Below are 20,489 nucleotides of genomic sequence, written 5' to 3'. Positions count from 1 at the left end.
GGGTGCAATCCTTAACGCGCTCATAACCAAAGCGATTCGGCGGGGGCGGTCGGTTGGTTTGAAGGGGCGGGTCAGCAGGTCGGAAAAAGAAATGTCGCTTTCATTGGTCAAGCCGCAACACACTGAACTGAAGCCCCGGATCGTCGTGTTCGGCGTCGGCGGCGCCGGCGGCAACGCCGTGAACAACATGATCGACGCCGGCCTCGAAGGGGTCGAGTTCGTCGTGGCCAACACCGACGCGCAGCACCTCAGCTTCGCCAAGACGGATCGCCGCATCCAGCTGGGCGAGACCATCACCCAGGGCCTGGGCGCCGGAGCCCACCCCGAGGTCGGCATGAACGCCGCCGAGGAATCCGCCGACGAAATCCATCAGCACCTCGAAGGTGCGCACATGGTCTTCATCACCTGCGGCATGGGCGGCGGCACCGGCACCGGCGCGGCCCCCGTCATCGCCAAGTGCGCGCGGGATCGCGGCATCCTGACCGTCGGCGTCGTGACCAAGCCCTTCACCTTCGAAGGCCGTCACCGGATGCGCCTTGCCGACGCGGGCGTCGCCGAGTTGCAGCGCTATGTCGACACCCTGATCGTCATTCCGAACCAGAACCTGTTCCGCGTCGCCAACGAACGCACCACCTTCGCCGACGCCTTCGGCATGGCCGACCAGGTGCTGCATTCGGGCGTGCGTTCGATCACCGACCTGATGATCCTGCCCGGCCTGATCAACCTGGACTTCGCCGACGTGCGCGCCGTCATGTCCGAGATGGGCAAGGCGATGATGGGCACGGGCGAGGCCTCGGGCGACGACCGCGCCCTGCTGGCCGCCCAGAACGCCATCGCCAATCCGCTGCTGGACGAGACCTCGCTGAAGGGCGCCAAGGCCGTGCTGGTGAACATCACCGGCGGTCTGGACATGACCCTGCTGGAAGTCGACGAGGCGGCCAACGCCATCTCGGCCGAGGTGGACGGCGACGCCAACATCATCTTCGGCGCGGCCTTCGATCCCGCCCTGGATGGCAAGATCCGCGTCTCGGTCGTCGCTACGGGCATGGACGAAGGCGAGATCAAGCGTATCGAACCCATCGCTCCGCCGGCCGCCAGCGCGCCTCTGGCCGGTCATGACGCCCGCCGTTCGGCCGGCGGCCTGTATGGCACCCAGCCGTCGCGCGCGCCGGAACCGACGCGTGATACGTATCGCGAGCCGGTCCGTGCGGAAGCCCCGCGTGCGCCCGAGCCCCGCATCGAGGCGGCGCCGGTCGTGCCGACCTTTCAGGCCCCTGCCGCTCGCGAGCCGGAACCGCGCCCCGAGCCGGTGATTCGCGTCGCCGAACAGCAGCCGCGCGCCCTGGACCCCATCGTCGATCCGTGGGTCGAGGAATATGAGACCCGCGCGCCCGCGCCCCGCGTCGCGCCTCAGGGCGACCTGTATGCCGAACGTGAACGCCCTGCGGCCGCGCAGCCCCAGGCCGACGACGGTTATGACGATCGCGATCACCGCCGCAGCGGCTGGAGCCTGTTCGGCCGTGGCAAGCGCACCCAGCCTCAGCACGAGGCGTCCTATGCCCCGCAACCGACCCATCAGATGCGGGGCGCGGCCCAGCCGGCGCAGCAACCAGAGCCGGAGGCGGGACAGGCCGATGACGACCTGGAAATCCCATCCTTTCTCCGCCGTCTGGCCAACTAGACGACCCAAGTGACGATGGAACGCCCCGGAGCCCGGCTCCGGGGCGTTCTTCGTTTCTAGCCGTGTCCCATAGCGAAACAATCCGAAACCGGACTTTGATTTCGCGGTTGCGGCCCCCCGGCTAAAGGACATGCAGGGCGCAATCCGCACGGCGTGCGGCGCGCATAACGAAGAGCGAGTTTGAGTTTGTCGGTCAGAAACGACCATCACGAACACACCATCGTCGCACCGGCCATCATCGCCGGCGTCGGGGTGCACACCGGCCGCCGCGTGCGGCTGGCGGTTCGGCCTGCGCCCTCGGGCACGGGCATCGTCTTCGTGCGCACCGACATCACCGACCGCGACAACCGCATTCCGGTGTCGGGCGAGGCCGTCGTGGACGCCCGCCTGAACACGATGATCGAGAATGGCGCGGGGGTTCGCCTGTCGACCATCGAGCATCTGATGGCCGCCTTCGCCGCGCTGGGCGTGTCGAACGCCGTGATCGAGGTGGACGGGCCCGAACTGCCGATCCTGGACGGATCGGCGCTGGAGTTCGTGCAACTGCTGGACCGGGCGGGTTTCCGTCCGCAGCCGACGCCGCAACGCTATATCGAGATCCTGGAGACGGTCCACGTCACCGAGGGCGACAAGCACGCAGCCCTGCTGCCGTGCGACCGCTACGAGATGCGGTTCGAGATCGACTTCCCCTCGGCCGTGATCGGCAATCAGGTCATCGACTTCGTCGTGGATGAGCCAACGTTCCGCAAGGACATCATGGCCGCACGCACCTTCGGCTTCGCCCATGAGGTCGAGGCCCTGCGTCAGGCGGGCCTGGCGCGCGGCGGTTCGCTGGAGAACGCCGTGGTCATCGACGGCGACGACATACTGAACCCCGGCGGCCTGCGCATGGAACGCGAGTTCGTGCGTCACAAGGCGCTGGACGCGATTGGCGACCTGTATGTCCTGGGCGCGCCGCTGCTGGGCCGTTACGAGGGCTACAAGGCGGGCCACGCGCTGAACAACCGTCTGGTGCGGGCGCTGCTGGCTGCGCCGCATGCGTGGCGCGAAGTGACGCGGGTGCCGGAGCTGGCGCGCGCGGGCTAAGCCCCGATCACCGAAATCAAACGTCCAAAGTCGGGCTCGCCGTGCTGGAACGCGCGGCGGTTGGAGTAGAAGCGCGCCGCGTCGGCGCAGGTGTCGTGGCCGGTCCAGACGGCCTGGCCGACGCCGGCCTGTTGCAGCCGCCACAGGACGAAGCCGGGCAGGTCGAACTGGCGTTTGTCCTCGGTCTCGCCGAGGTGGAAGAAGCGATCGCTGCCGGGGTCGTGGTGGGTGAAGCGGTCTTCGAAATCGACGCCGACCTCATAGCTGGCGGGGGCGATGCACGGGCCGACTACGGCCAGGGTGCGGCGGGGATCGGCGCCCAGGGCCTGCATGGCGGCGACGACGGAATGGATCACGCCGCCCAGCGCGCCCTTCCAGCCGGCATGGACGGCGGCGACGATGCGGGTCTCGGGATCGGCCATCAGCACAGGCGCGCAGTCGGCCGTCAGGACAGAACACAGCAGACCAGGCTCGGCCGAGACGACGGCGTCGCCTTCCGGCCGGTGGCCATGCCAGGGGCCTTCGGCCACGCGCGCGACGGCGGAATGGATCTGGTAGCAGCCGTTCAGATGGTCGGCGTCGGCATTGAAATGGGCGGCGACGAGACGGCGGTTCTCGGCCACGGCGGCGTGATCGTCCTGTGAGCCGACCCCGGCGTTCAGGCCTTCGTAGATGCCGGTCGAGACCCCGCCCGCGCGGGTGAAGAAGCCGTGGGCGATGCCGGCGGCGGTCAGAAGCGGGTGGGTGATGGGGGCCAGATCGCTCATGCCCCACCTATATCAGGCGTCCCAGCCGGGCACGACCAGGGATCGGGGCGCAAAGATCGCGGCGGCCTTGAACAGGCTGCCCATCTGGTCGTCGCCGGTCAGGCGGTCGAGCTGGCGCGCGATGACGGCGGCGGCTGCGGGCCGGCTGGTCGTCAGGGCCTCTGCGCGGGCCTGGATGCCCAGCAGGCGCAGGAACTCGCCCTGGGGCAGGCAGCCGGTGACGTCGGCGCCGGTGCGGACTGCGGCCTCCATGACCAGGGGGAAGTCGGCCCACTGGGTCAGGTCAGCTTCGCCCGGCGTCGACAGGGGATCGACCTTCTGGTGACGGCGCAGGGCTTGGAGGGTGTCGCCGGCCTCGGGCCGCGCGCGGCCGTAGTCGATCAGCAGGGCGGCGCCCGAGGCGGCCTTGATCAACAGACCCAGGTCGCGGCCGAAGAAAGCCTGCTGCTCCGAGATTTCGAGGATGCCGCCCGGCGCGATGTCGAAGCCCGGCTTGTGGAAGCCGCCGGAGATGGCGGTCAGGCCGAAGATCAGGTCGCCGTCGTCGGTGACGCCGATGCGGCGTTCGGCCCAGCCGCCGTCGGTGCGGACGAATTGGCGCGCGGGCATGCAGTCCAGCACCTCGTTGGCGATCAGGATGACGGGGGCGTCGGTTTCGATCCGCGTAAGGTCGCGCACCCAGAGCGGCGACAGGTCGGCGCCGGCCAGGGCCTTGGCCTGAAGATCGCGCAAGGGGGCGCTGGGTTCGATCAGGATCAGGTCGCAGGCCTCCAGGAAGCCGGGGACCAAACGGGCGGCCCGCAGGGCGTCGCTCATCAATGTGCCGTCGCCGGGGCCGACTTCGACCAGGCGGAAGCGTTCGGGGGCGCCCAGCCGGTTCCAGGTCTCGACCGCCCACAGGCCGATCAGTTCGCCGAACATCTGGCTGACCAGGGGTGCGGTGATGAAGTCGCCGCGTGCGCCCAGGTCAGGACGCGACGCATAGTAGCCGCCCTTGGGATCGTGCAGGCAGCGGGTGACGTAGTCGGCGACCGTCAACGGACCCGTCAGGGCGATCTCTCGCGCCAGACGGGTCTTGAGGGTTTGGACCTCGTTCATGCCTCGGCGGCGACCGGGGGACGCTTCCAGGCGCGCCAGATCAGCCAGGCCCCGACCAGGATCATCGGGATCGACAGCATCATTCCCATGGTCAGGCCCAGCGGGAAGTCGGGCATGCCGAAGTCGGGCTCGCGCACATTTTCCAGCGCGGCGCGGCAGACGCCATAGCCGACCAGGAACAGGCCGGTGATGTAGCCCGGCTTCTTGAGCAGGCCGAACTTCCAGATGCCCAGCGACAGGATGGACAGCAGGACGATCCCCTCCAGGCCGGCTTCATAGAGCTGGCTGGGGTGGCGGGGCGCGTCGCCGGCGGGGCAGAAGCCGTACATCTGTTCGATGCGGGCGTTGCAGAAGCGCACGGCCCAAGGAACGGTCGTCTCGCGGCCCCACAGCTCGCCATTGATGAAGTTGGCCAGGCGGCCGAACATCAGGCCGATCGGGACCACAGGAGCGACCATGTCGCCGAGGCGCAGCATGTCGATCTTCTGTGACCGCGCGTAGAGGGCGATGGCCACGACCACGCCCAGGAAGCCGCCGTGGAAGCTCATGCCGCCGGTCCACAGCTGGAACAGTTCGAACCGCTCGCCCAACGTCTGGCCGGTGAACAGCTGGCCGTACATGACCGGCTTGTAGAAGAGGGCGTAGCCGAGACGGCCGCCCAGGATGATGCCTAGCACGATCCACAGCACCAGGTCGTCCAGCTGCGTCGTGGTGACGGGCGGCTTGCCCGGCGCCCACAGACGCTGGGTCTTGGCCAGGCGCGCGGCGTACCACCAGCCCAGAACAATGCCGGCGACATAGGCCAGGGCGTACCAGCGGATCGGAAGCGGTCCGAGGTGGATCAGAACCGGATCGAATTCGGGAAAGGGCAAGGGGCGTTCCTGTGAAGGGCAGTCTCTGAAAGGCGGTTTAGCAAGCGTCGCTGCGTCCGTCGCCTGTGAAGACGAATAACAACGCCTTGATGGCATCCGCGAAGCAGCAGAAAGAAAGGTTTCGTTCACCATAGTCGGTGAACCTTCGTTAACGACGTTGAGGTCGGAGCCGCCATGCAGACCCGCAATCCCATCCTGGACGAGTTCGCCAAACTGACGACCGGCGCCATGGGCCTGGCCCAGGCCGCAGGCGAAGAGGCGAAGACCGCCTGGCGCGGCCAGGCCGACAGGATCGCCGCCGAAATGGACCTGGTCCGCCGCGACGAATTCGATGTGCTGAAAGACGAGATCGCCGCCCTGCGGGCCGAAATCGCGGAGCTTAAGACGGCCTCGAAACCTGCTGGCAAACCGGCCGCAAAGCCCGCCAGCAAGCCTTCTGAGGGAACGTCCACAGATGGAACTCAACCCGGGGACGCAGCCGGTTGAGCCGAATCTGCGAACAGGCTTACCGTTCTGTTAATGCCCGCGATTCTCGCGGACGCAGCTCGAATCGAGACTATTGATGGATATCGCCCGGCCAGAGGAAGTGGACGTGCCCTTCGACCCGCTTGAGGTCGTCGAGCATGTTCTTACGGCCGAGAATCTTCCGTTCGACCGCACCGATGACGGCGATCTGGCCTTTGCTCTGGCCGGCGACTGGAAGGATTATGAGCTGTGGTTCGCCTGGCGGCCCGAGGGTGATTGCCTTCAGCTGTGCTGCGCCCTGGACCTGAAGGTGGCCAAGAGCCGCAAGACGGCGGCCTATGAATTGGTCGGCCTGATCAACCAGCGCACCTGGATGGGCCATTTCGAGGTCTGGGCCGAGGACGGCGAGATCGTCTTCCGCCACTCGCTGGCCCTTCCGATGGGCGAGCGCCCGACCCTGGCCCAGGCTGCGTCCATGATCGACGCCGCCATCGAGGCCTCGGATCGCTACTACCCCGCCTTCGACTTCATGGTGCGCGGGAACAAGAAGCCGCAGGAGGCGATCGACGCCTGCCTGTTTGAGACCGTCGGCACCGCCTGATGACCGTTACGGGTCCTGTCGTCCTGGTCGGCTGCGGCCGGCTGGGATCCGCCATTCTGGAAGGCTGGCTGCTTACCGGGACGGTGGCTGCGTCCGATCTGATCATTCTCAGCCCGTCGGAAAAGCCCGCCGCCGAGACGGCGCGTGCAAAGGGCGCGCGGATCAATCCGCCGATGGAGGCCTTGACTGAGGCCTCCGTGATCGTGCTGGCGGTCAAGCCGGCCCTGTGGCGCGAGGTGATGGCCCCGCTGGCGCCGTTCCTGAACGATCGGGCCGTCATCCTGTCGGTGATGGCGGGCGTGACTGCGCCGACGCTGGCGGAAGGGATCGGCGGCTGGCCTATCGTGCGGGTGATGCCGACGACGGGCGTGTCGCGCGGGCGCGGCGTGGCCTCGGTCTGGTCGGAGGATGCGCGGGCCGAGGACATCGGGCGGGCACTGTTCGAGCCGATGGCCGAGACCGTGGTTCTGGCCGACGAGGCCCTGATGGATGCGGCGACGGCGGTGGCCGGATCGGGCGCGGCCTATTTCTACGCCTTCACCGAGGCCCTGGCGCGGGCCGGGGAGGCGGCGGGTCTGGATGCGGCGACGGCGGACATGCTGGCGCGCGCCACCCTGAGATCCGCAGCGGACTCGATGGGCGACGATGGGCTGGAGGCCCTGATCGGCCGGATCGCCTCGCCCGGCGGCTCGACCCGCGCCGGGCTTGACGCCATGGCGAAGGACGGCCGGCTGACGGCGATGCTGGACGAGACGGTCGCGGCGGCGGTGAAGCGCAACCGCGAGATGGGTTAGAATCGCCCGCGCTCGATCTGATTGCCGAAACGCTCGAACGCGCGGTCGGCGTCGCGCCAGACGCTGTAGCCCCAGACATCGGCGATGTTGGGCGAGAAGTAGGAATAGTTCACCGGCCGGGTCTGGCCGTCCGCCGTGACGATCTCGCCCTTGATCGCGGCCCCACCGATCGAAATGCTGTTGATCGGGTCGAGGCCCGGCGTCTGACGCACCTGTTCCATGGTCGGGCGGTTCGGCTTCAGATCGACCAGGATCAGGTTGGCCGTGGCGCCGGGGTAGCGTTGCTCCAACGCCTTGCCGACCTCGGCCTGAAGGCCGGCGATCTGTTCGTTGACCTCGCGGTCGCCAAGCTTCTCGACCTGACGCTGAAGTTCCGGGCCGACCGTAACGTTGACGGTCGGGGCTTGCGCCTGGGCCATGGCGGCGGCTGCGAGGGTCGCGGCCAGGGGTGCAAAGAAGGCAAGTCTACGCATCGAATTCATCTCCAAGCCCTGTCGGAACCAAGATGACCCTTGTGGCGCCGTTTCGCCAGCCCCTGACCCGCGAAAGCTGAAGGCCTCAGACGGTCTCGGCGACCGTGACGGTTCCCGGAATGCGGATCGTGGCCTTCAGTCCGCCCATGTCGCTGCGGTCCAGGGCGACGTCGCCGCCGTGGCCGCGCGCCACGTCGCGAGCGATGGCCAGGCCCAGGCCCACGCCCTTGCGGTTCTGATTGCGAGACTCGTCCAGGCGCGAGAAGGGGCGGAAGGCCTCGTCATACATGGCCTCGGGAATGCCCGGCCCGTCGTCCTCGACGATGATCTCCAGCCCGCCGGACGCCAGGGCGCGGCCAGACAGGCGCACATGTTCGCCGTGCGAGGCGGCGTTGCCGGCCAGGTTCACCAGCGCGCGCTTGAAGGCGAGGGGGCGCACGGACGCAGTCAGGCCTTCGGGGACCAAGACCTGGACCTCGGCGCCGACGCGCCGAGCGTCCTCGCCGGCCGCCTTGAGCAGATCGGAAATCGAGACCGGCTTGGGCGGTTCGCCGGCCTCGCCCCGGGCGAAGTCGAGGTATTCGTCGATCATATGCTCCATCTCGTCCAGGTCGCCGCGCATGGCGGCCTGGCGCTTGAACGGCGGGGCCAGGGCCAGTTCCAGACGAAGACGGGTCAGGGGCGTGCGAAGGTCGTGGCTGACCGAAGCGAGCAGGGCAGTGCGCTGGTCGATGTGGCGCTGGATGCGGTCGCGCATGGCCATGAAGGCGACGGCGGCTGCGCGCACCTCGCGCGCGCCATGCGGCTTGAACCGTGGCACGGTCTCGCCGCGCCCGAAGGCCTCGGCCGCATCGGCCAGCCGCTCGATGGCGCGGACCTGGTTGCGGATGAACAGGATGGCCACGCCCATCAAAAGCACGGTCGCGACCGCCAGCCACAGGACGAAAATGTGGGCCTGGGTCGCCACGGCGCGCTCGCGCGGGGCGATGATGCGAAGGACGCCCTGCGGCTCCTGCACCTGAATGTCGACATAGGCGGGGTAGCGGGTGGTGTCGAACCAGTAGGGGCGGTCCACACGGGCGTCCAAGGCCTTGTCCAGCACCCGGTCCACCACGCCGATGGCCCCGCGCCGCTCTTCCGTCGGCAGGGTGCGGCCCTCCTGAAGCACGATGGACAGGGACATCGACCGCTCGGCGCGATTGGCCAGCTTTTCCAGGTTGGCCGGGCTGGGATCGTCCTCGTAGCTTTCGACGGCCCAGGCGATGTCGCCGGCCAGGCCTTCGGACAGACGGGCGGTCACGGTCTGCCAGTGGGCGTCGAAGAAGACCCAGGTCACCGCCATCTGCATGACCAGCACCGGCAGGACGATTATCAGCAGCGACCGGCCCCACAGCGAGGTCGGCAGGCGCCGCTTCAGGAACCGCGGCCACAGATAGGCGGGCAGCAGCCGCATCGGATCAATCGGGCGCCAGCATATAGCCGACGCCGCGCACCGTCTGGAGATAGCGCGGGTTCTTGGGGTCGACTTCCAGCTTGCGACGCAGGCGCGTCACCTGAACATCCACGGCGCGGCCGGTGATGTCGGCGGTGTCGGGCGACAGGCTCATCCGTTCCACCGGAGCATGGGCGTGCAGGGCCAGGGTTTTGAGCAGTTGCGCCTCGGCCTCGGTCAGGCGCTGGGGAACGCCGTCGCGGATCAGCTCCAGCCGTTCCATGTCGAAGACGGCGGTCCCCAGCTTGACCTCCTTGGGACCGATCGGCTTGCCGCCGGTGCGGCGCAGGATGGCGTCGATGCGCAGCACCAGCTCGCGCGGTTCGAACGGCTTGGACATATAGTCGTCGGCCCCGCGCGACAGGCCCTCGATCCGGTCTTCGGGATCGCCGCGTGCTGTCAGCAGCAGCACCGGCGTCTTGGACAGTTCGGCCTTGCCGCGAACCCAGCTGGTCAGGTCCAGCCCGCTTTCGCCCGGCATCATGACGTCCAGCACGACCAGATCGAACTCGATAAGCTCCATCATACGCTTGGCGGCGGCGGCGTGGGCGGCGCCGGTGACCCGGTAGCCTTCGCGCGCCAGAAATTCTTTCAGCAGCTCGCGGATGCGATCATCGTCATCGACGATCAGCAGATGGCGGCCCACGCCGGGGCCGGCGATGGGGCCTGAACGGCCGTGCGAGCGCGATTCCGTCATGCTCATGCGACGTTTCCCCCGCTGCGGGCGTTGACCTGAGCGATTCGTGAGGCTCTAACACCGTCAATTTCGCGGGAGACGTATTTCAATGGCCTTCGTTCCTTTCGACGATCGTGACGGCTGGATCTGGGTGAATGGCGATTTCGTCCCCTGGAGGGAAGCGAAAACGCACGTTCTGACCCATGCCCTGCACTATGGCTCGTCGGTCTTCGAGGGTGAGCGTATGTACGCTGGCGAAATCTTCAAGCTGACGCAGCATTCCGAGCGCCTGAAGCGGTCCGCCAACCTGCTCGATTTCGAGATACCCTACAGCGTCGCTGAAATCGACGCCTTCTGTAAGGAAACCTGCGCCAAGAACGGCCTGACGGACTGCTACGTGCGTCCCGTCGCCTACCTCGGCCCGGAACAGACCAGCGTTTCGGCCCTGAACAACAAGGTCCATCTGGCCATCGCCGTGTGGGACTGGCCCAGCTATTTCGACCCCGAGGTCAAGGCGCGCGGCCTGAGACTGGAATGGGCCAAGTGGCGTCGCCCCGATCCGGCGACGGCGCCGACGACGGCCAAGGCGGCGGGTCTGTACATGATCTGCACCATGTCCAAGAACACGGCAGAGCGTAACGGCTTCGCCGACGCCCTGATGCTGGACTGGCGCGGCTATGTCGCCGAGGCGACGGGCGCCAACGTCTTCTTCATCAAGGACGGCGTCATTCACACGCCCAAGGTCGAGCACATCCTGGACGGCATCACCCGCCAGACGGTGATCGAGATCGCCCGCGAGAAGGGCATCGAGGTCGTGGTGCGCGACATCCTGCCGGAAGAACTGTCGGGCTTCTCCGAGTGCTTCCTGACCGGCACGGCCGTCGAGGTGACGCCGGTCGCCGAAGTGGGCGAGTATCGCTTCACGCCGGGCGCCCTATCGCTGGACCTGATGGACCACTACGGCAAGCTGGTGCGCGGCCAGCTCTGAGCCGGTCCGCGACGGCATGACGAGGGCGGTCCCGAGGGACCGCCCTTTTTCGTTTCGCTTGCCAGCCGCGTCACTTTGTCCTTGAAGCGCATGAAGACCGGCGGGCGCGCCGGATACGGGGATCGTCTTTCATGTTCAGTCTTCTGAACCTCCAGAGCCTGTTCGGCCTGGTCGTCATCGTCGCCGTCTGCTGGGCGTTCTCCGAGAACCGTCGCGTCTTCCCGTGGAAGCTGGCGATCGGCGCCGTGCTGGTTCAGGCCGGTCTGGTCCTGGCCCTGTTCGCCATTCCGGGATCGCGCGCGGTCCTGACGGCGGTGACGGGCGCCATCGACGGCCTGGCGGTCGCGACGTCGCAGGGGACGCGGTTCGTGTTCGGCTATCTGGGCGGCGGCGATCAGCCCTATGCGGTGCAGAACGAAGGCGCGCTGTTCACCTTCGCCTTCAACGTCCTGCCGCTGATCATGGTCATCTCGGCCCTGTCGGCCCTGCTGTGGCACTGGAAGATCCTGAAATGGCTGATCCGCGGCTTTGGCCTGCTGTTCCAGCGCACCATGGGCCTGGGCGGCGCATCGGCCCTGGCGGTGGCGGCCAACATCTTCCTGGGCACCATCGAAAGCCCGATCGTCATCAAGGCCTATCTGGACAAGCTGAGCCGGTCGGAAATCTTCCTGATGATGACCGTGGGCCTGGCGACGGTGGCCGGTTCGACCATGGTCGCCTACGCCAGCATCCTGTCGCAAACATTGCCCAACGCTGCTGGCCACGTCCTGGTCGCCTCCATCGTCTCGGCGCCGGCCGGCGTGCTGCTGGCGCGGATCATGGTGCCGGAGCCCAACAAGGAAGCCATCCAGGCGATCAGCTACGACTCGGCTCTGAAATACGACAGCGCCATCGACGCCATCTCCAAGGGCACGTCGGACGGCCTGATGGTGGTGCTGAACATATCGGCGGTGCTGATCGTCTTCGTGGCCCTGGTGGCCCTGGTCAACGTCATGCTGGGCGGCTTCATCGTCTTCGGCGAGCCGCTGACGGTCGAGCGTATCCTCGGCGTCTTGCTGACACCGTTGGCCTGGCTGATCGGTGTCGATGCACGCGAGGCGGGCCAGGCGGGCTGGCTGCTGGGCGTCAAACTGGCCCTGACCGAGTTCGTGGCCTTCATCGACCTGGGCAAGATTCCGGCCGACGCCATAAGCGAGCGCACGCGGATGCTGATGACCTACGCCCTGTGCGGCTTCGCCAACATCGGCTCGGTCGGCATCACCGTGACCGGCCTGTCGGTGCTGATGCCCGAACGGCGCGAAGAGGTTCTGGGCCTGATCTGGAAGGCGCTTTTCGCCGGCTTCATGGCCACGGCCATGAGCGCGGCCATCGTCGGGATCATGCCGGCGGCCGTGTTCGGCTGATCGAACACGGCCAGGATGGCCTCAGGCCGTCCAGGTCTCGGCGAAGACGCGCTGGAAGTTGCCGCCCAGGATCTTGTCGATGCTCCGGGCGCGATAGCCTCGCTTGGCCAGGCCGTCAGCGATGACGGCGCAGCGGTCGGGGCGGTTCAGTCCCGTCACGAACGGCGGCGGCCCTTCGCCCGGCGCGGCGACGCCTGAGGCCTTTCGCTGTTCCAGGCTCGCGTTCCACTGAGCCATGCTTTCGGGCGAGGTGTCGAACGGCCACAGCAGGGCGTCGCTGCCGATCCCGACATGGTCCTCACCGCAGATTTCCAGGGCGTGGGTCAGGTGGGCGAAATAGACGTCCAGAGAGGGCTGGGCCGGCGCGGTCGTCAGATAGCTGAGTTCGTAGATGCCCATGACGCCCCCGCCCAGGGCCAGGGCGCGCATCAGCCTGTCCGACTTGTTGCGCGGATGAGGATGGACGATGCTGGCGCCGGCATGGGTGATCAGGACGGGTTTGGTCGAGGCTGAGATGGCGCCGAGGCTGGACAGTTCGTCGCTGTGGCTGACGTCGATGGCGACGCCGCGGCTGTTCATGCGGGCCACCGCCTTGTGGCCCAGATCCGTGAGGCCTGTAGAGGTCGGCGACATCGTGCCCGAGGCGAAGGGGGTGGTCAGGTTGTAGCTCAGGCCCATCACCCGCACGCCGGCGGCGCGGAACTGGTCGATGGCGTCGATGTCGCCCTCCAGCATTTCGGCCGCTTCGAACGAATAGATGATGCCCAGCTTGCCGGCCGTCTTGGCGCGGGAGAAGTCCGCCACAGAGGTGATCTTCATGTAGATGTCGAGGTTCAGCGCCACGGTCTTGTCGATGGCGGCGATGGAGGCGGCGGTTTCGGCCCGTGTCTCGCCGCCGGATCCCCCGATGGTCAGTTTGGCCGCCGTCAGGCCCGACGCCTTGATGATGTCGCGCGTCTCCTGATCCAGAGGCGTATCCGGATCGATCGGAAGAACCAGATTGCCGTTGATCACGATGGCGTCGCGATAGACGCGCGCGGCGTCCACGGTCCAGGGGCGGGGCACGCCTGCACAGGCCGAGACGGAGGCGGCGGCTGCGCCCAACAGAATGCGACGCGTGATGATCATGGCTGCAAGCTCAGACTTGAATGAATATGCGTAGGTGCCTACCTATTCATCGTCTGCGGTCTTCGGGTCCAGTGAAATTTTGGACAGAATCCTGTCGAACATGGAGCGGCGGTCCAGGGCGTCGTCGAGACGGTCGAGCAGATCGACCAGATCGCCTGCCTCGGCGTTCAGCTCCACCGCCGCGTCGCTGAAGGCGTTCCACAAAGGTGTCAGCTCGGCCGCCAGGGCCTGGCCGGCAGCCGTCAGGCGCAACAGCCGCCGTCGGCCGTCTTCGGGGGCGGTCGCGGACTCGACCAGGCCGCTCTTTTCCATCGAGCGTCTGGCCTCGCTGACCGAGGCATGGGTGATGCGCAGGATGGCGGCGATCTCGCCGACCGCCATGGGTCGGTCGTGTTCGACTAGCTGGCGCAGGATGCCGTACCAGCGCTGCTCGAACTCTATCCCCTGGGCTGCATAGACCCGCGTGCCGTCCCGATCGATCCGTTCGGAGGCCCGGCGCAGGCGCGCGCCTAGAGCAGCACCGCCGAAACTGCGGCTATAATCCGTCACCGGGGCGTGAATTTGCGGATGACGCCGGAGAAGGTCATCAGCAGGCGCTCGCCGGTGTTGATCTGGCCGCGCACGAAGATCAGGCTCTTGCCCGCCTTGGTGACCTGGCCGGTGGCTTCGATCAGTTCGCCGACATAGCCGCCGTCGATGAAGGTCGAGTCCAGCTGAACCGTGACGCCCGAGGCGCCCTCCATCTCCTGATAGGCGATCTGGAACATGGCGATGTCGGCGAAGGTCATCAGGCAGCCGCCGTGCATCCGGCCGCCGGCGTTCATGTGCTTCTGCTCGGCGCGGAAGGCGCAGCGCATGTGACCGTCGGGATCGGGTTTGCCGTAGAACGGGCCCACGACGGTGTCGAAGGTGTCGTGCAGATCGTAGGTCTGCCAGCCGGCGAACTCGCCCTCTGTGATGGTGATTTTCTTGGGCATGCAGACTCGGCCTTACTTATGGGCGTGCGTTGCAGCATATAGGCGCAATGAGCGATCCGATCGAAACCGCAATCCTGAACAAAATTGCTGCGCTGGAGCCCGGCAAGAGCATTGAGCCCGCCGAAGTGGCCAAAGAGCTAGAGCCGGAGCAGTGGCAGCGCATGCTGCCCAAGGTCCGCGCCATCGCGCTGAGCCTGATGCGCCAGGGCAAGCTGACCATCACCAAGAAGGGCAAGCCGGTCGATCCGGACCACGTCCGCGGCGTGACGCGCCTGCGTCAGGCGACCGAAGAAGAGACGGCCCAGGCTCTGAGCCGTCGTCCGCCCGCAGCCAAAGACGACATCGAGGATTAAGCGCTCCGCTCATCCCCGCGAAAGCGGGGACCCAGTCCTTTCGTGAGGCAAGGCGTTTGGGATCGATATCGCTGAAAATCGGCGAAGGGGGAGCGCCCAAAGATCTGGGTCCCCGCTTTCGCGGGGATGAGCGGATCGGAGGAAATCTCGAAGAGGTCCTGAGCGACATCCGCGCCTGTCGCGCCTGCGCGGGCGTGTTGCCGCACACGCCGCGTCCGGTGGTGCGGGTGTTTCCCGAGACGCGGCTGCTGATCTGCGGCCAGGCGCCGGGGCGGCGGGTGCACGAAAGCGGCCTGCCGTTCACCGATCCGTCGGGCGACCGGCTGCGCGACTGGATGGGGGTGGATTACGAGACCTTCTATGCCGATCACCGTATTGGGGTGGCGGCCCAGGCCTTCTGCTATCCGGGGACGGCGCCCAAGGGTGGGGACTATCCGCCGCCGACACGGTGTGCGGACCTGTGGCGACCGCAGCTTCTGGAGGCTCTGCCGGAGATGGAGCTGACGCTGCTGGTCGGCGGCTATGCCCAGGCCTGGGCGCTGGGGGATCGAGCCAAGCGGAGCATGACCGAGACGGTGCGGGCGTGGCGGGAGTATGCGCCTGACCTGCTGGTGTTGCCGCATCCGTCCTGGCGCAATACGTCCTGGTTGAGGAAAAACCCGTGGTTCGAGGCGGAGGTGGTTCCGTATCTGCGGGAACGGGTGCGTTCGATCCTGAGTTCTGCGGCCGCTCGTCCTCGCGAAGGCGGGGACCCAGTTCTTTCGTGAGGCGATGCGTGGGACCAATGGTTTTGCATTTCTCCAAGTTGATTCCGCTGGCGGCTGTGCTCGCCCTGTCCGCCTGCGCCACGCCCCATATCCAGCCGCCGTTGACGCCGCCGCCGGGGTTTGCGGGCGCTCATGTCGAGGATCGCGCCTTGGTCATGTCGGACGGCGCACGTCTGCCCTATCTGCGCTGGGGACCGACGGATCGGGCGCCCTGGGCGGTGATCGTGGCGCTGCACGGCATGAACGACCATGACGCCAGCTTCCGTCTGGCCGGCCCATGGTGGGCCGAGCAGGGGATCGAGACATGGTCGTATGACCAGCGCGGCTTCGGCGCAGCGCCGGGCAGGGGCGAGTGGGCCGGCGAACAGAGAATGACCGACGATCTGCGCGAGATCACGGCCATGGCGCGGGCTCGTTATCCGAACGCCGTCATCGCGGTGGTGGGCGAGAGCATGGGCGGGTCGGTGACGGCGGCGGCGTTCGGCTCGGATAACCCGCCGGATGCGGATCGGGTGGTTCTGCTGGCGCCCGGCGTCTGGGGCTGGTCCACGCAAGGTCCGTTGAACAGCGCGGCGCTGAACATCGCGGCGCGGGCGCTGGGTGACGTGGCGCTGGAGCCGCCCGAGTTCATCACCCGCGACATCCACGCGTCGTCCAATACGCTGGAACTGATCCGCAACGGGCGCGATCCGATGAGCATCCTCGCGACGCGGTTCGACACCGTCTATGGACTGGTCGATCTGATGGAGACCTCGTCACGTAGCCTGGGCCGCATCCGGGGCGACGCCATCCTGATGTATGGCGCTCATGACGAGGTGGTGAAGAAGGGGCCGATGCGGCTGGCCTTGAAACGGGCCGAGGTCGAGGGCGGCACGTTGCGCACGGCCTGGTATCCGAAGGGCTGGCATCTGCTGAACCGCGATCTGGACGCCGAGATCGTCTATCGCGACGTGGTGTCGTGGCTGAGAGACCCAAAGTCGGCCCTGCCATCGGGCGCGCCAGCCGTCTTGCCGCAGCTGGACCGCAAGGCTTCGGCCGTTCCGTAACCTCTCTTAACGCGACGTTTACCATCCAGGCGGCATTTTCTGCCTAGCGGGGCGTTTGTGTCTCCCGCGTGTATGGGGCGGGGACGCGTGGGCGGCTTCACAGCGGCGTTGCAGAAGTTCGGGATCGGCCGTCTGGCCGCGGTCCTCGGCGTCGCCGCGGGCGTGGCCGCCGTGCTGGTCGCCGTCATGCTGCGCATGGGCCAGGCGCCCGATGCGCTGCTCTATTCCAATCTGGATCTGCGCGAAGCCAGCGAGATCACCACCGCCCTGGATCAGGCCGGCATCAAATATACGTCCAAGGGCGACGGCTCGACCGTCATGGTCAACCGCGACGACGTGGGCACGGCGCGGATGCTGGTGGCCGAGAAGGGTCTCGTGACCTCGGGGTCGGTCGGCTACGAGCTGTTCGACAATCAGTCTGTCCTGGGCCAGACCGAGTTCCAGCAGCAGTTGAACGAGCAGCGCGCGCTGCAGGGCGAACTGTCGCGCACCATCATGTCGATGCGCGGCATCACCGCCGCCCGCGTCCACATCACCATGCCGCGCCGCGAGATGTTCACCTCCGCCGCAGGCGATCCGACCGCCGCCGTTCTGGTGGGGCTGGGCGGCCGCGATCTGAGCGCCGATCAGGTGCGGGCGATCCGCAACCTGGTGGCCTCGTCGGTGCCGAACCTGAAGCCGGACCGCGTCACCGTCGCCGATCAGAACAACCGCACTCTGGCCGCCGGCAGCGACGACGGGACCTTCTCCTCGGCCTCCGCCGCCGAGGCCAAGGGCAATACCGAAAGCCAACTGCAGGCGCGCATCAAGGACATCGTCGAAGGCGTCGTAGGCATCGGCTCGGCTCGCGTTCAGGTGACGGCCGACATCGATCAGAGCCGCGCCACCACCCAGGAAGAGAAGTTCGATCCCGATGGCCAGGTCGTCCGTTCGACCACCACCAACGGCTCGCAGTCCGCAGACAACACGGCCCAGCCCGACGGCGGCGTCACCGCCACGAACAACATCCCCGGCGGCGCGGCGCCCGGCGCCACGCCGGCCGGTTCGACCAACTCGGAAAACGCCGAGACCACCAACTACGAAATCTCCAAGACCACCACCACCACGACCAAGGAGCCGGGCGAGGTCAAGAAGCTGGCCGTCGCCGTCGCCGTGGACGGCAAGTGGACGCCCGCCGCCGACGGCAAGGGCGAGCCGACCTATGCGCCGCGCACCGCCGAGGAAATCGCCCAGATCAAGTCGCTGGTCGCCGCCGCCGCCGGCATCGACGAGACGCGCGGCGACAAGATCGAGGTCATCAACGTCCGCTTTAACCACGACACCGGCATCGCCGGCGGTCTGGAGGGCAAGTCGTCGATGCTGGACTTCTCCAAGAACGACATCATGCGCTTCGTCGAGCTGGGCATACTGACGGTCGTCGCCCTGCTGCTGATCTTCTTCGTGCTGCGTCCGCTGCTGAAGACGGCCTCGGGCGGGACGAACCTGCCGGCCGTCATGGGCGCCAACGGCATGCCGGTGACGACGGTGGCGACGACGGTGATCGGCGCGGACGGTCAGCCGCAACTGGTTCAACTGCCCGCCCCGACCGAGATGGACCAGAAGATCGACATCGCCCGGATCGAGGGTCAGGTGAAGGCGTCCTCGGTCAAGAAGGTCGCCGACTTCGTCCAGGCTCATCCCGATGACGCCGCGGGCATCCTGCGTACCTGGGTGGCCGAAGGCTGATGGCGAAGCTGGTCAACAAGAAGGCTGCGATCGACGACCCCAACAAGCTGACGGGGCCGGAGAAGGCCGCCGTCATCCTGCTGGCGCTGGGCGAAGAGCACACGGCCTTGTGGGAGCGTCTGGACGACGACGAGGTCAAGGAGATCTCGCAGGCCATGGCGACGCTGGGCAATGTCAGCGCCGAGGCCGTCGAGGCCCTGATGATCGAGTTCGTCTCGGGCCTGTCGGGTTCGGGCTCGGTCATGGGTAGCTATGAACAGACCCAGAAGCTGCTGGCCGCCTTCCTGCCCAAGGATCGCGTCGACGGCCTGATGGAGGAGATCCGGGGTCCGGCTGGTCGCACCATGTGGGACAAGCTGGGCAATGTGAACGAGGCCGTCCTCGCCAACTATCTGAAGAACGAATACCCCCAGACCGTCGCCGTCATCCTGTCCAAGGTGCGCTCGGATCACGCCGCCCGCGTTCTGACCAGCCTGCCCGAGGACTTCGCCCTGGAGTGCGTGCAGCGGATGCTGCGCATGGAGCCGGTGCAGCGCGAGATCCTGGACAAGATCGAGGCGACGCTGCGCACCGAATTCATGTCGAATCTGGCGCGCACCTCCAAGCGCGACAGTCACGAGATGATGGCCGACATCTTCAACAGCTTCGACCGCCAGACCGAGGCCCGCTTCATCGGCGCCCTGGAAGAGCGCAATCGCGAGTCGGCCGAGCGCATCCGCGCCCTGATGTTCGTGTTCGAGGACCTGTCCAAGCTGGACCCCGGCGGCGTCCAGACCCTGCTGCGCGGCGTGGACAAGGATTCGCTGGGCCTGGCGCTGAAGGGCGCCTCGGAGGGGCTGCGCGAGATGTTCTTCTCCAACATGTCCGAGCGCGCCTCCAAGATCATGCGCGAAGACATGGAGTCGATGGGGCCCGTGCGTCTGAAAGACGTCGATGCGGCGCAGATGGCCATGGTTCAGGTCGCCAAGGACCTGGCCGCCAAGGGCGACATCATGCTGGCCGGCCAGGGCTCCGACGACGAGTTGATCTACTGACATGACCCAGTCCCCCGAAATCCGTCACCTCTTCGCCTTCGACACCGAGTTCGACGCCGACGGCACGGTCGTGCGCCCCGGCGCCTGGGCGCCGGCCAAACGCTCCTATCTGCCGGCCGAGGTCGATGCCCTGGTGGCGCAAGGCCGGCTGGAAGCCCGCCAGCAGGCGCTGGGCGAGATCGAGAACATCCGCGCCATGGCCCTGAGCAACATCGCCCAGTCGGTGGCGTCGGCCATGCCGACGCTGAAGGCTGTGGCCCAGGCGCATCGCGAACAGTCCGCCGACCTGGCTCTGGCCGCCGCCCGCGCCATCGGCGGGGCCGCGCTGGAGCGTTTCCCGCAGGCGCCGTTGAAGGCCGCGCTGGAGATGCTGGCGCAGGAGATCGACGCCTCGCCGCGCCTGGTGGTGCGGACCTCGGGCCTGGACGACGAGGCGCGCGCCTTGATCGAACAGGCTTGCGCCGACAGCGGCTTCACCGGCGTGGTCGCCTTCCGTGACGAGCCGGGCATGGCGCAGACGGCCTTCCAGCTGGAATGGGCCGACGGTCGCGCCGATCATGATCCCAAAGGGTCCGCCGACCGTGTCGCCGAGGCGCTGACGGCCGCCCTGGCGGCCGAGGCCGGACACGCCGAATCCCTTCCCGTCGACAGGAGCATGTTCTGATGGCATCCGACGACCTGGCGCTGGAGGAATTCTCCAGCCTTTCCGGCCCGCCGCCGATCGACGATCACGGCGACAAGACCGCCGCCGACCTGGCCACCGTCTTCGACGTGCCGGTCAATATCTCGGCCGTTCTGGGCAAGTCGCACATGTCGGTGGCCCAGCTGCTGAAGCTGAACAAGGGGTCTGTGCTGGAGCTCGACCGCAAGGTCGGCGAGGCGATCGACATCTTCGTCAACAATCGCCTGATCGCGCGCGGCGAGGTCGTCGTCGTCGACGACCGGCTGGGCGTGACCATGACGGAAATCATCAAGACCGAGGATTCGGGCGCCTGAAGCAATGCCGCGCAGGCATTGCGCAGCAGAAGTGACGGCGACCGACTTTAGAGATTAAGGGAGAAGA

Annotated in this window: 23 protein-coding genes; 14 read left to right on the top strand and 9 right to left on the bottom strand. The window is 67.1% G+C overall.

Annotated elements, in window-relative coordinates:
- The first annotated feature begins 91 nt into the window (after positions 1 to 91).
- Complete coding sequence (gene ftsZ / locus ACK4MH_RS00785; RefSeq protein WP_409713325.1) at positions 92 to 1,681, top strand: cell division protein FtsZ; 1,590 nt, start codon at positions 92 to 94, stop codon at positions 1,679 to 1,681.
- A 186-nt stretch (positions 1,682 to 1,867) separates the two neighbouring features.
- Positions 1,868 to 2,767 carry a UDP-3-O-acyl-N-acetylglucosamine deacetylase gene (lpxC, locus tag ACK4MH_RS00780; protein ID WP_409713322.1) on the top strand — a complete coding sequence of 300 codons (900 nt, stop codon included), beginning with the start codon at positions 1,868 to 1,870 and terminating at the stop codon, positions 2,765 to 2,767.
- Here the strand turns inward: lpxC and pgeF are convergent.
- The 3 genes from pgeF to lgt are packed head-to-tail and all read right to left on the bottom strand — an operon-like array spanning position 2,764 to position 5,504.
- Positions 2,764 to 3,534 carry a peptidoglycan editing factor PgeF gene (gene pgeF / locus ACK4MH_RS00775; protein ID WP_409713319.1) on the bottom strand — a complete coding sequence of 257 codons (771 nt, stop codon included), beginning with the start codon at positions 3,532 to 3,534 and terminating at the stop codon, positions 2,764 to 2,766. The genes lpxC and pgeF overlap by 4 nt on opposite strands.
- Positions 3,535 to 3,546: 12 nt before the next feature.
- Complete coding sequence (locus ACK4MH_RS00770; protein ID WP_409713316.1) at positions 3,547 to 4,632, bottom strand: class I SAM-dependent methyltransferase; 1,086 nt, start codon at positions 4,630 to 4,632, stop codon at positions 3,547 to 3,549.
- A complete protein-coding gene (gene lgt / locus ACK4MH_RS00765) occupies positions 4,629 to 5,504 on the bottom strand; it encodes a prolipoprotein diacylglyceryl transferase (protein ID WP_409713313.1) in 876 nt (291 codons plus the stop codon). Before lgt ends, ACK4MH_RS00770 begins: the two co-directional genes overlap by 4 nt.
- Before the next feature lie 174 nt (positions 5,505 to 5,678).
- On the opposite strand from lgt, the gene ACK4MH_RS00760 reads away from it, so the two are divergent.
- From ACK4MH_RS00760 to ACK4MH_RS00750, 3 genes are all read left to right on the top strand, one after another.
- Positions 5,679 to 5,990 carry an accessory factor UbiK family protein gene (locus ACK4MH_RS00760; protein WP_409713310.1) on the top strand — a complete coding sequence of 104 codons (312 nt, stop codon included), beginning with the start codon at positions 5,679 to 5,681 and terminating at the stop codon, positions 5,988 to 5,990.
- A gap of 76 nt (positions 5,991 to 6,066) precedes the next feature.
- Entirely contained in the window at positions 6,067 to 6,570 is a 504-nt protein-coding gene (locus ACK4MH_RS00755) for a YbjN domain-containing protein (protein WP_017504503.1), read from the top strand.
- Positions 6,570 to 7,364 carry a pyrroline-5-carboxylate reductase family protein gene (locus ACK4MH_RS00750; protein WP_409713307.1) on the top strand — a complete coding sequence of 265 codons (795 nt, stop codon included), beginning with the start codon at positions 6,570 to 6,572 and terminating at the stop codon, positions 7,362 to 7,364. Before ACK4MH_RS00755 ends, ACK4MH_RS00750 begins: the two co-directional genes overlap by 1 nt.
- Here ACK4MH_RS00750 and ACK4MH_RS00745 read toward each other — a convergent pair.
- The 3 genes from ACK4MH_RS00745 to ACK4MH_RS00735 all read right to left on the bottom strand — a co-directional run bounded on the left by ACK4MH_RS00745 (position 7,361) and on the right by ACK4MH_RS00735 (position 10,026).
- Positions 7,361 to 7,837, bottom strand: a complete 477-nt coding sequence (locus tag ACK4MH_RS00745) for a hypothetical protein (protein ID WP_409713304.1) — start codon at positions 7,835 to 7,837, stop codon at positions 7,361 to 7,363. The genes ACK4MH_RS00750 and ACK4MH_RS00745 overlap by 4 nt on opposite strands.
- An 85-nt stretch (positions 7,838 to 7,922) precedes the next feature.
- Positions 7,923 to 9,290 carry an ATP-binding protein gene (locus tag ACK4MH_RS00740; protein WP_409713302.1) on the bottom strand — a complete coding sequence of 456 codons (1,368 nt, stop codon included), beginning with the start codon at positions 9,288 to 9,290 and terminating at the stop codon, positions 7,923 to 7,925.
- 4 nt (positions 9,291 to 9,294) lie between these two features.
- Entirely contained in the window at positions 9,295 to 10,026 is a 732-nt protein-coding gene (locus ACK4MH_RS00735; protein WP_409714001.1) for a response regulator, read from the bottom strand.
- An 88-nt stretch (positions 10,027 to 10,114) separates the two neighbouring features.
- Between ACK4MH_RS00735 and ACK4MH_RS00730 the strand changes: the two genes are divergently transcribed.
- Entirely contained in the window at positions 10,115 to 10,993 is an 879-nt protein-coding gene (locus tag ACK4MH_RS00730; protein WP_409713298.1) for a branched-chain amino acid aminotransferase, read from the top strand.
- Between the two features lie 131 nt (positions 10,994 to 11,124).
- A complete protein-coding gene (locus ACK4MH_RS00725; RefSeq protein ID WP_409713295.1) occupies positions 11,125 to 12,396 on the top strand; it encodes a NupC/NupG family nucleoside CNT transporter in 1,272 nt (423 codons plus the stop codon).
- A gap of 21 nt (positions 12,397 to 12,417) precedes the next feature.
- Here the strand turns inward: ACK4MH_RS00725 and ACK4MH_RS00720 are convergent, their stop codons facing one another.
- Genes ACK4MH_RS00720 through ACK4MH_RS00710 form a run of 3 tightly spaced genes read right to left on the bottom strand, consistent with a single transcriptional unit; the run spans position 12,418 to position 14,501 of the window.
- The gene (locus ACK4MH_RS00720; protein WP_409713292.1) at positions 12,418 to 13,524 is read right to left on the bottom strand and encodes a dipeptidase; all 1,107 of its coding nucleotides are present in this window, start codon (positions 13,522 to 13,524) and stop codon (positions 12,418 to 12,420) included.
- A gap of 42 nt (positions 13,525 to 13,566) precedes the next feature.
- The gene (locus tag ACK4MH_RS00715; RefSeq protein ID WP_409713289.1) at positions 13,567 to 14,073 is read right to left on the bottom strand and encodes a MarR family winged helix-turn-helix transcriptional regulator; all 507 of its coding nucleotides are present in this window, start codon (positions 14,071 to 14,073) and stop codon (positions 13,567 to 13,569) included.
- Positions 14,070 to 14,501: a PaaI family thioesterase gene (locus ACK4MH_RS00710; protein ID WP_039246907.1), complete on the bottom strand. Its 432-nt coding sequence runs from the start codon at positions 14,499 to 14,501 to the stop codon at positions 14,070 to 14,072. The genes ACK4MH_RS00715 and ACK4MH_RS00710 overlap by 4 nt, the downstream gene beginning before the upstream one ends.
- Before the next feature lie 47 nt (positions 14,502 to 14,548).
- Here ACK4MH_RS00710 and ACK4MH_RS00705 point away from each other — a divergent pair, with 47 nt between their 5' ends.
- From ACK4MH_RS00705 to fliN, 7 genes are all read left to right on the top strand, one after another.
- Positions 14,549 to 14,854 carry a DUF3253 domain-containing protein gene (locus ACK4MH_RS00705; RefSeq protein ID WP_409713286.1) on the top strand — a complete coding sequence of 102 codons (306 nt, stop codon included), beginning with the start codon at positions 14,549 to 14,551 and terminating at the stop codon, positions 14,852 to 14,854.
- 197 nt (positions 14,855 to 15,051) lie between these two features.
- Complete coding sequence (locus ACK4MH_RS00700) at positions 15,052 to 15,621, top strand: uracil-DNA glycosylase family protein (protein WP_409713283.1); 570 nt, start codon at positions 15,052 to 15,054, stop codon at positions 15,619 to 15,621.
- A gap of 17 nt (positions 15,622 to 15,638) precedes the next feature.
- Positions 15,639 to 16,667, top strand: coding sequence for an alpha/beta fold hydrolase (locus tag ACK4MH_RS00695; protein ID WP_409713280.1), 1,029 nt, complete (start codon positions 15,639 to 15,641; stop codon positions 16,665 to 16,667).
- A gap of 87 nt (positions 16,668 to 16,754) precedes the next feature.
- Positions 16,755 to 18,392: a flagellar basal-body MS-ring/collar protein FliF gene (gene fliF / locus ACK4MH_RS00690; RefSeq protein ID WP_409713277.1), complete on the top strand. Its 1,638-nt coding sequence runs from the start codon at positions 16,755 to 16,757 to the stop codon at positions 18,390 to 18,392.
- Positions 18,392 to 19,426 (top strand): flagellar motor switch protein FliG, encoded by a 1,035-nt coding sequence (gene fliG / locus ACK4MH_RS00685; RefSeq protein WP_135195015.1) that lies wholly within the window; start codon positions 18,392 to 18,394, stop codon positions 19,424 to 19,426. The genes fliF and fliG overlap by 1 nt, the downstream gene beginning before the upstream one ends.
- A gap of 1 nt (position 19,427) precedes the next feature.
- The gene (locus ACK4MH_RS00680; protein WP_409713273.1) at positions 19,428 to 20,090 is read left to right on the top strand and encodes a flagellar assembly protein FlbE; all 663 of its coding nucleotides are present in this window, start codon (positions 19,428 to 19,430) and stop codon (positions 20,088 to 20,090) included.
- Positions 20,090 to 20,422: a flagellar motor switch protein FliN gene (gene fliN / locus ACK4MH_RS00675; RefSeq protein ID WP_135195017.1), complete on the top strand. Its 333-nt coding sequence runs from the start codon at positions 20,090 to 20,092 to the stop codon at positions 20,420 to 20,422. Before ACK4MH_RS00680 ends, fliN begins: the two co-directional genes overlap by 1 nt.
- Positions 20,423 to 20,489: the final 67 nt, after the last annotated feature.

It is taken from the genome of Brevundimonas sp., from assembly GCF_046295075.1.
In the GTDB taxonomy this organism is placed as follows: Bacteria; Pseudomonadota; Alphaproteobacteria; order Caulobacterales; family Caulobacteraceae; genus Brevundimonas.
The sequence above is the reverse complement of the archived record's forward strand: the minus strand, read 5'-3'. Positions and strand labels throughout refer to the sequence as shown.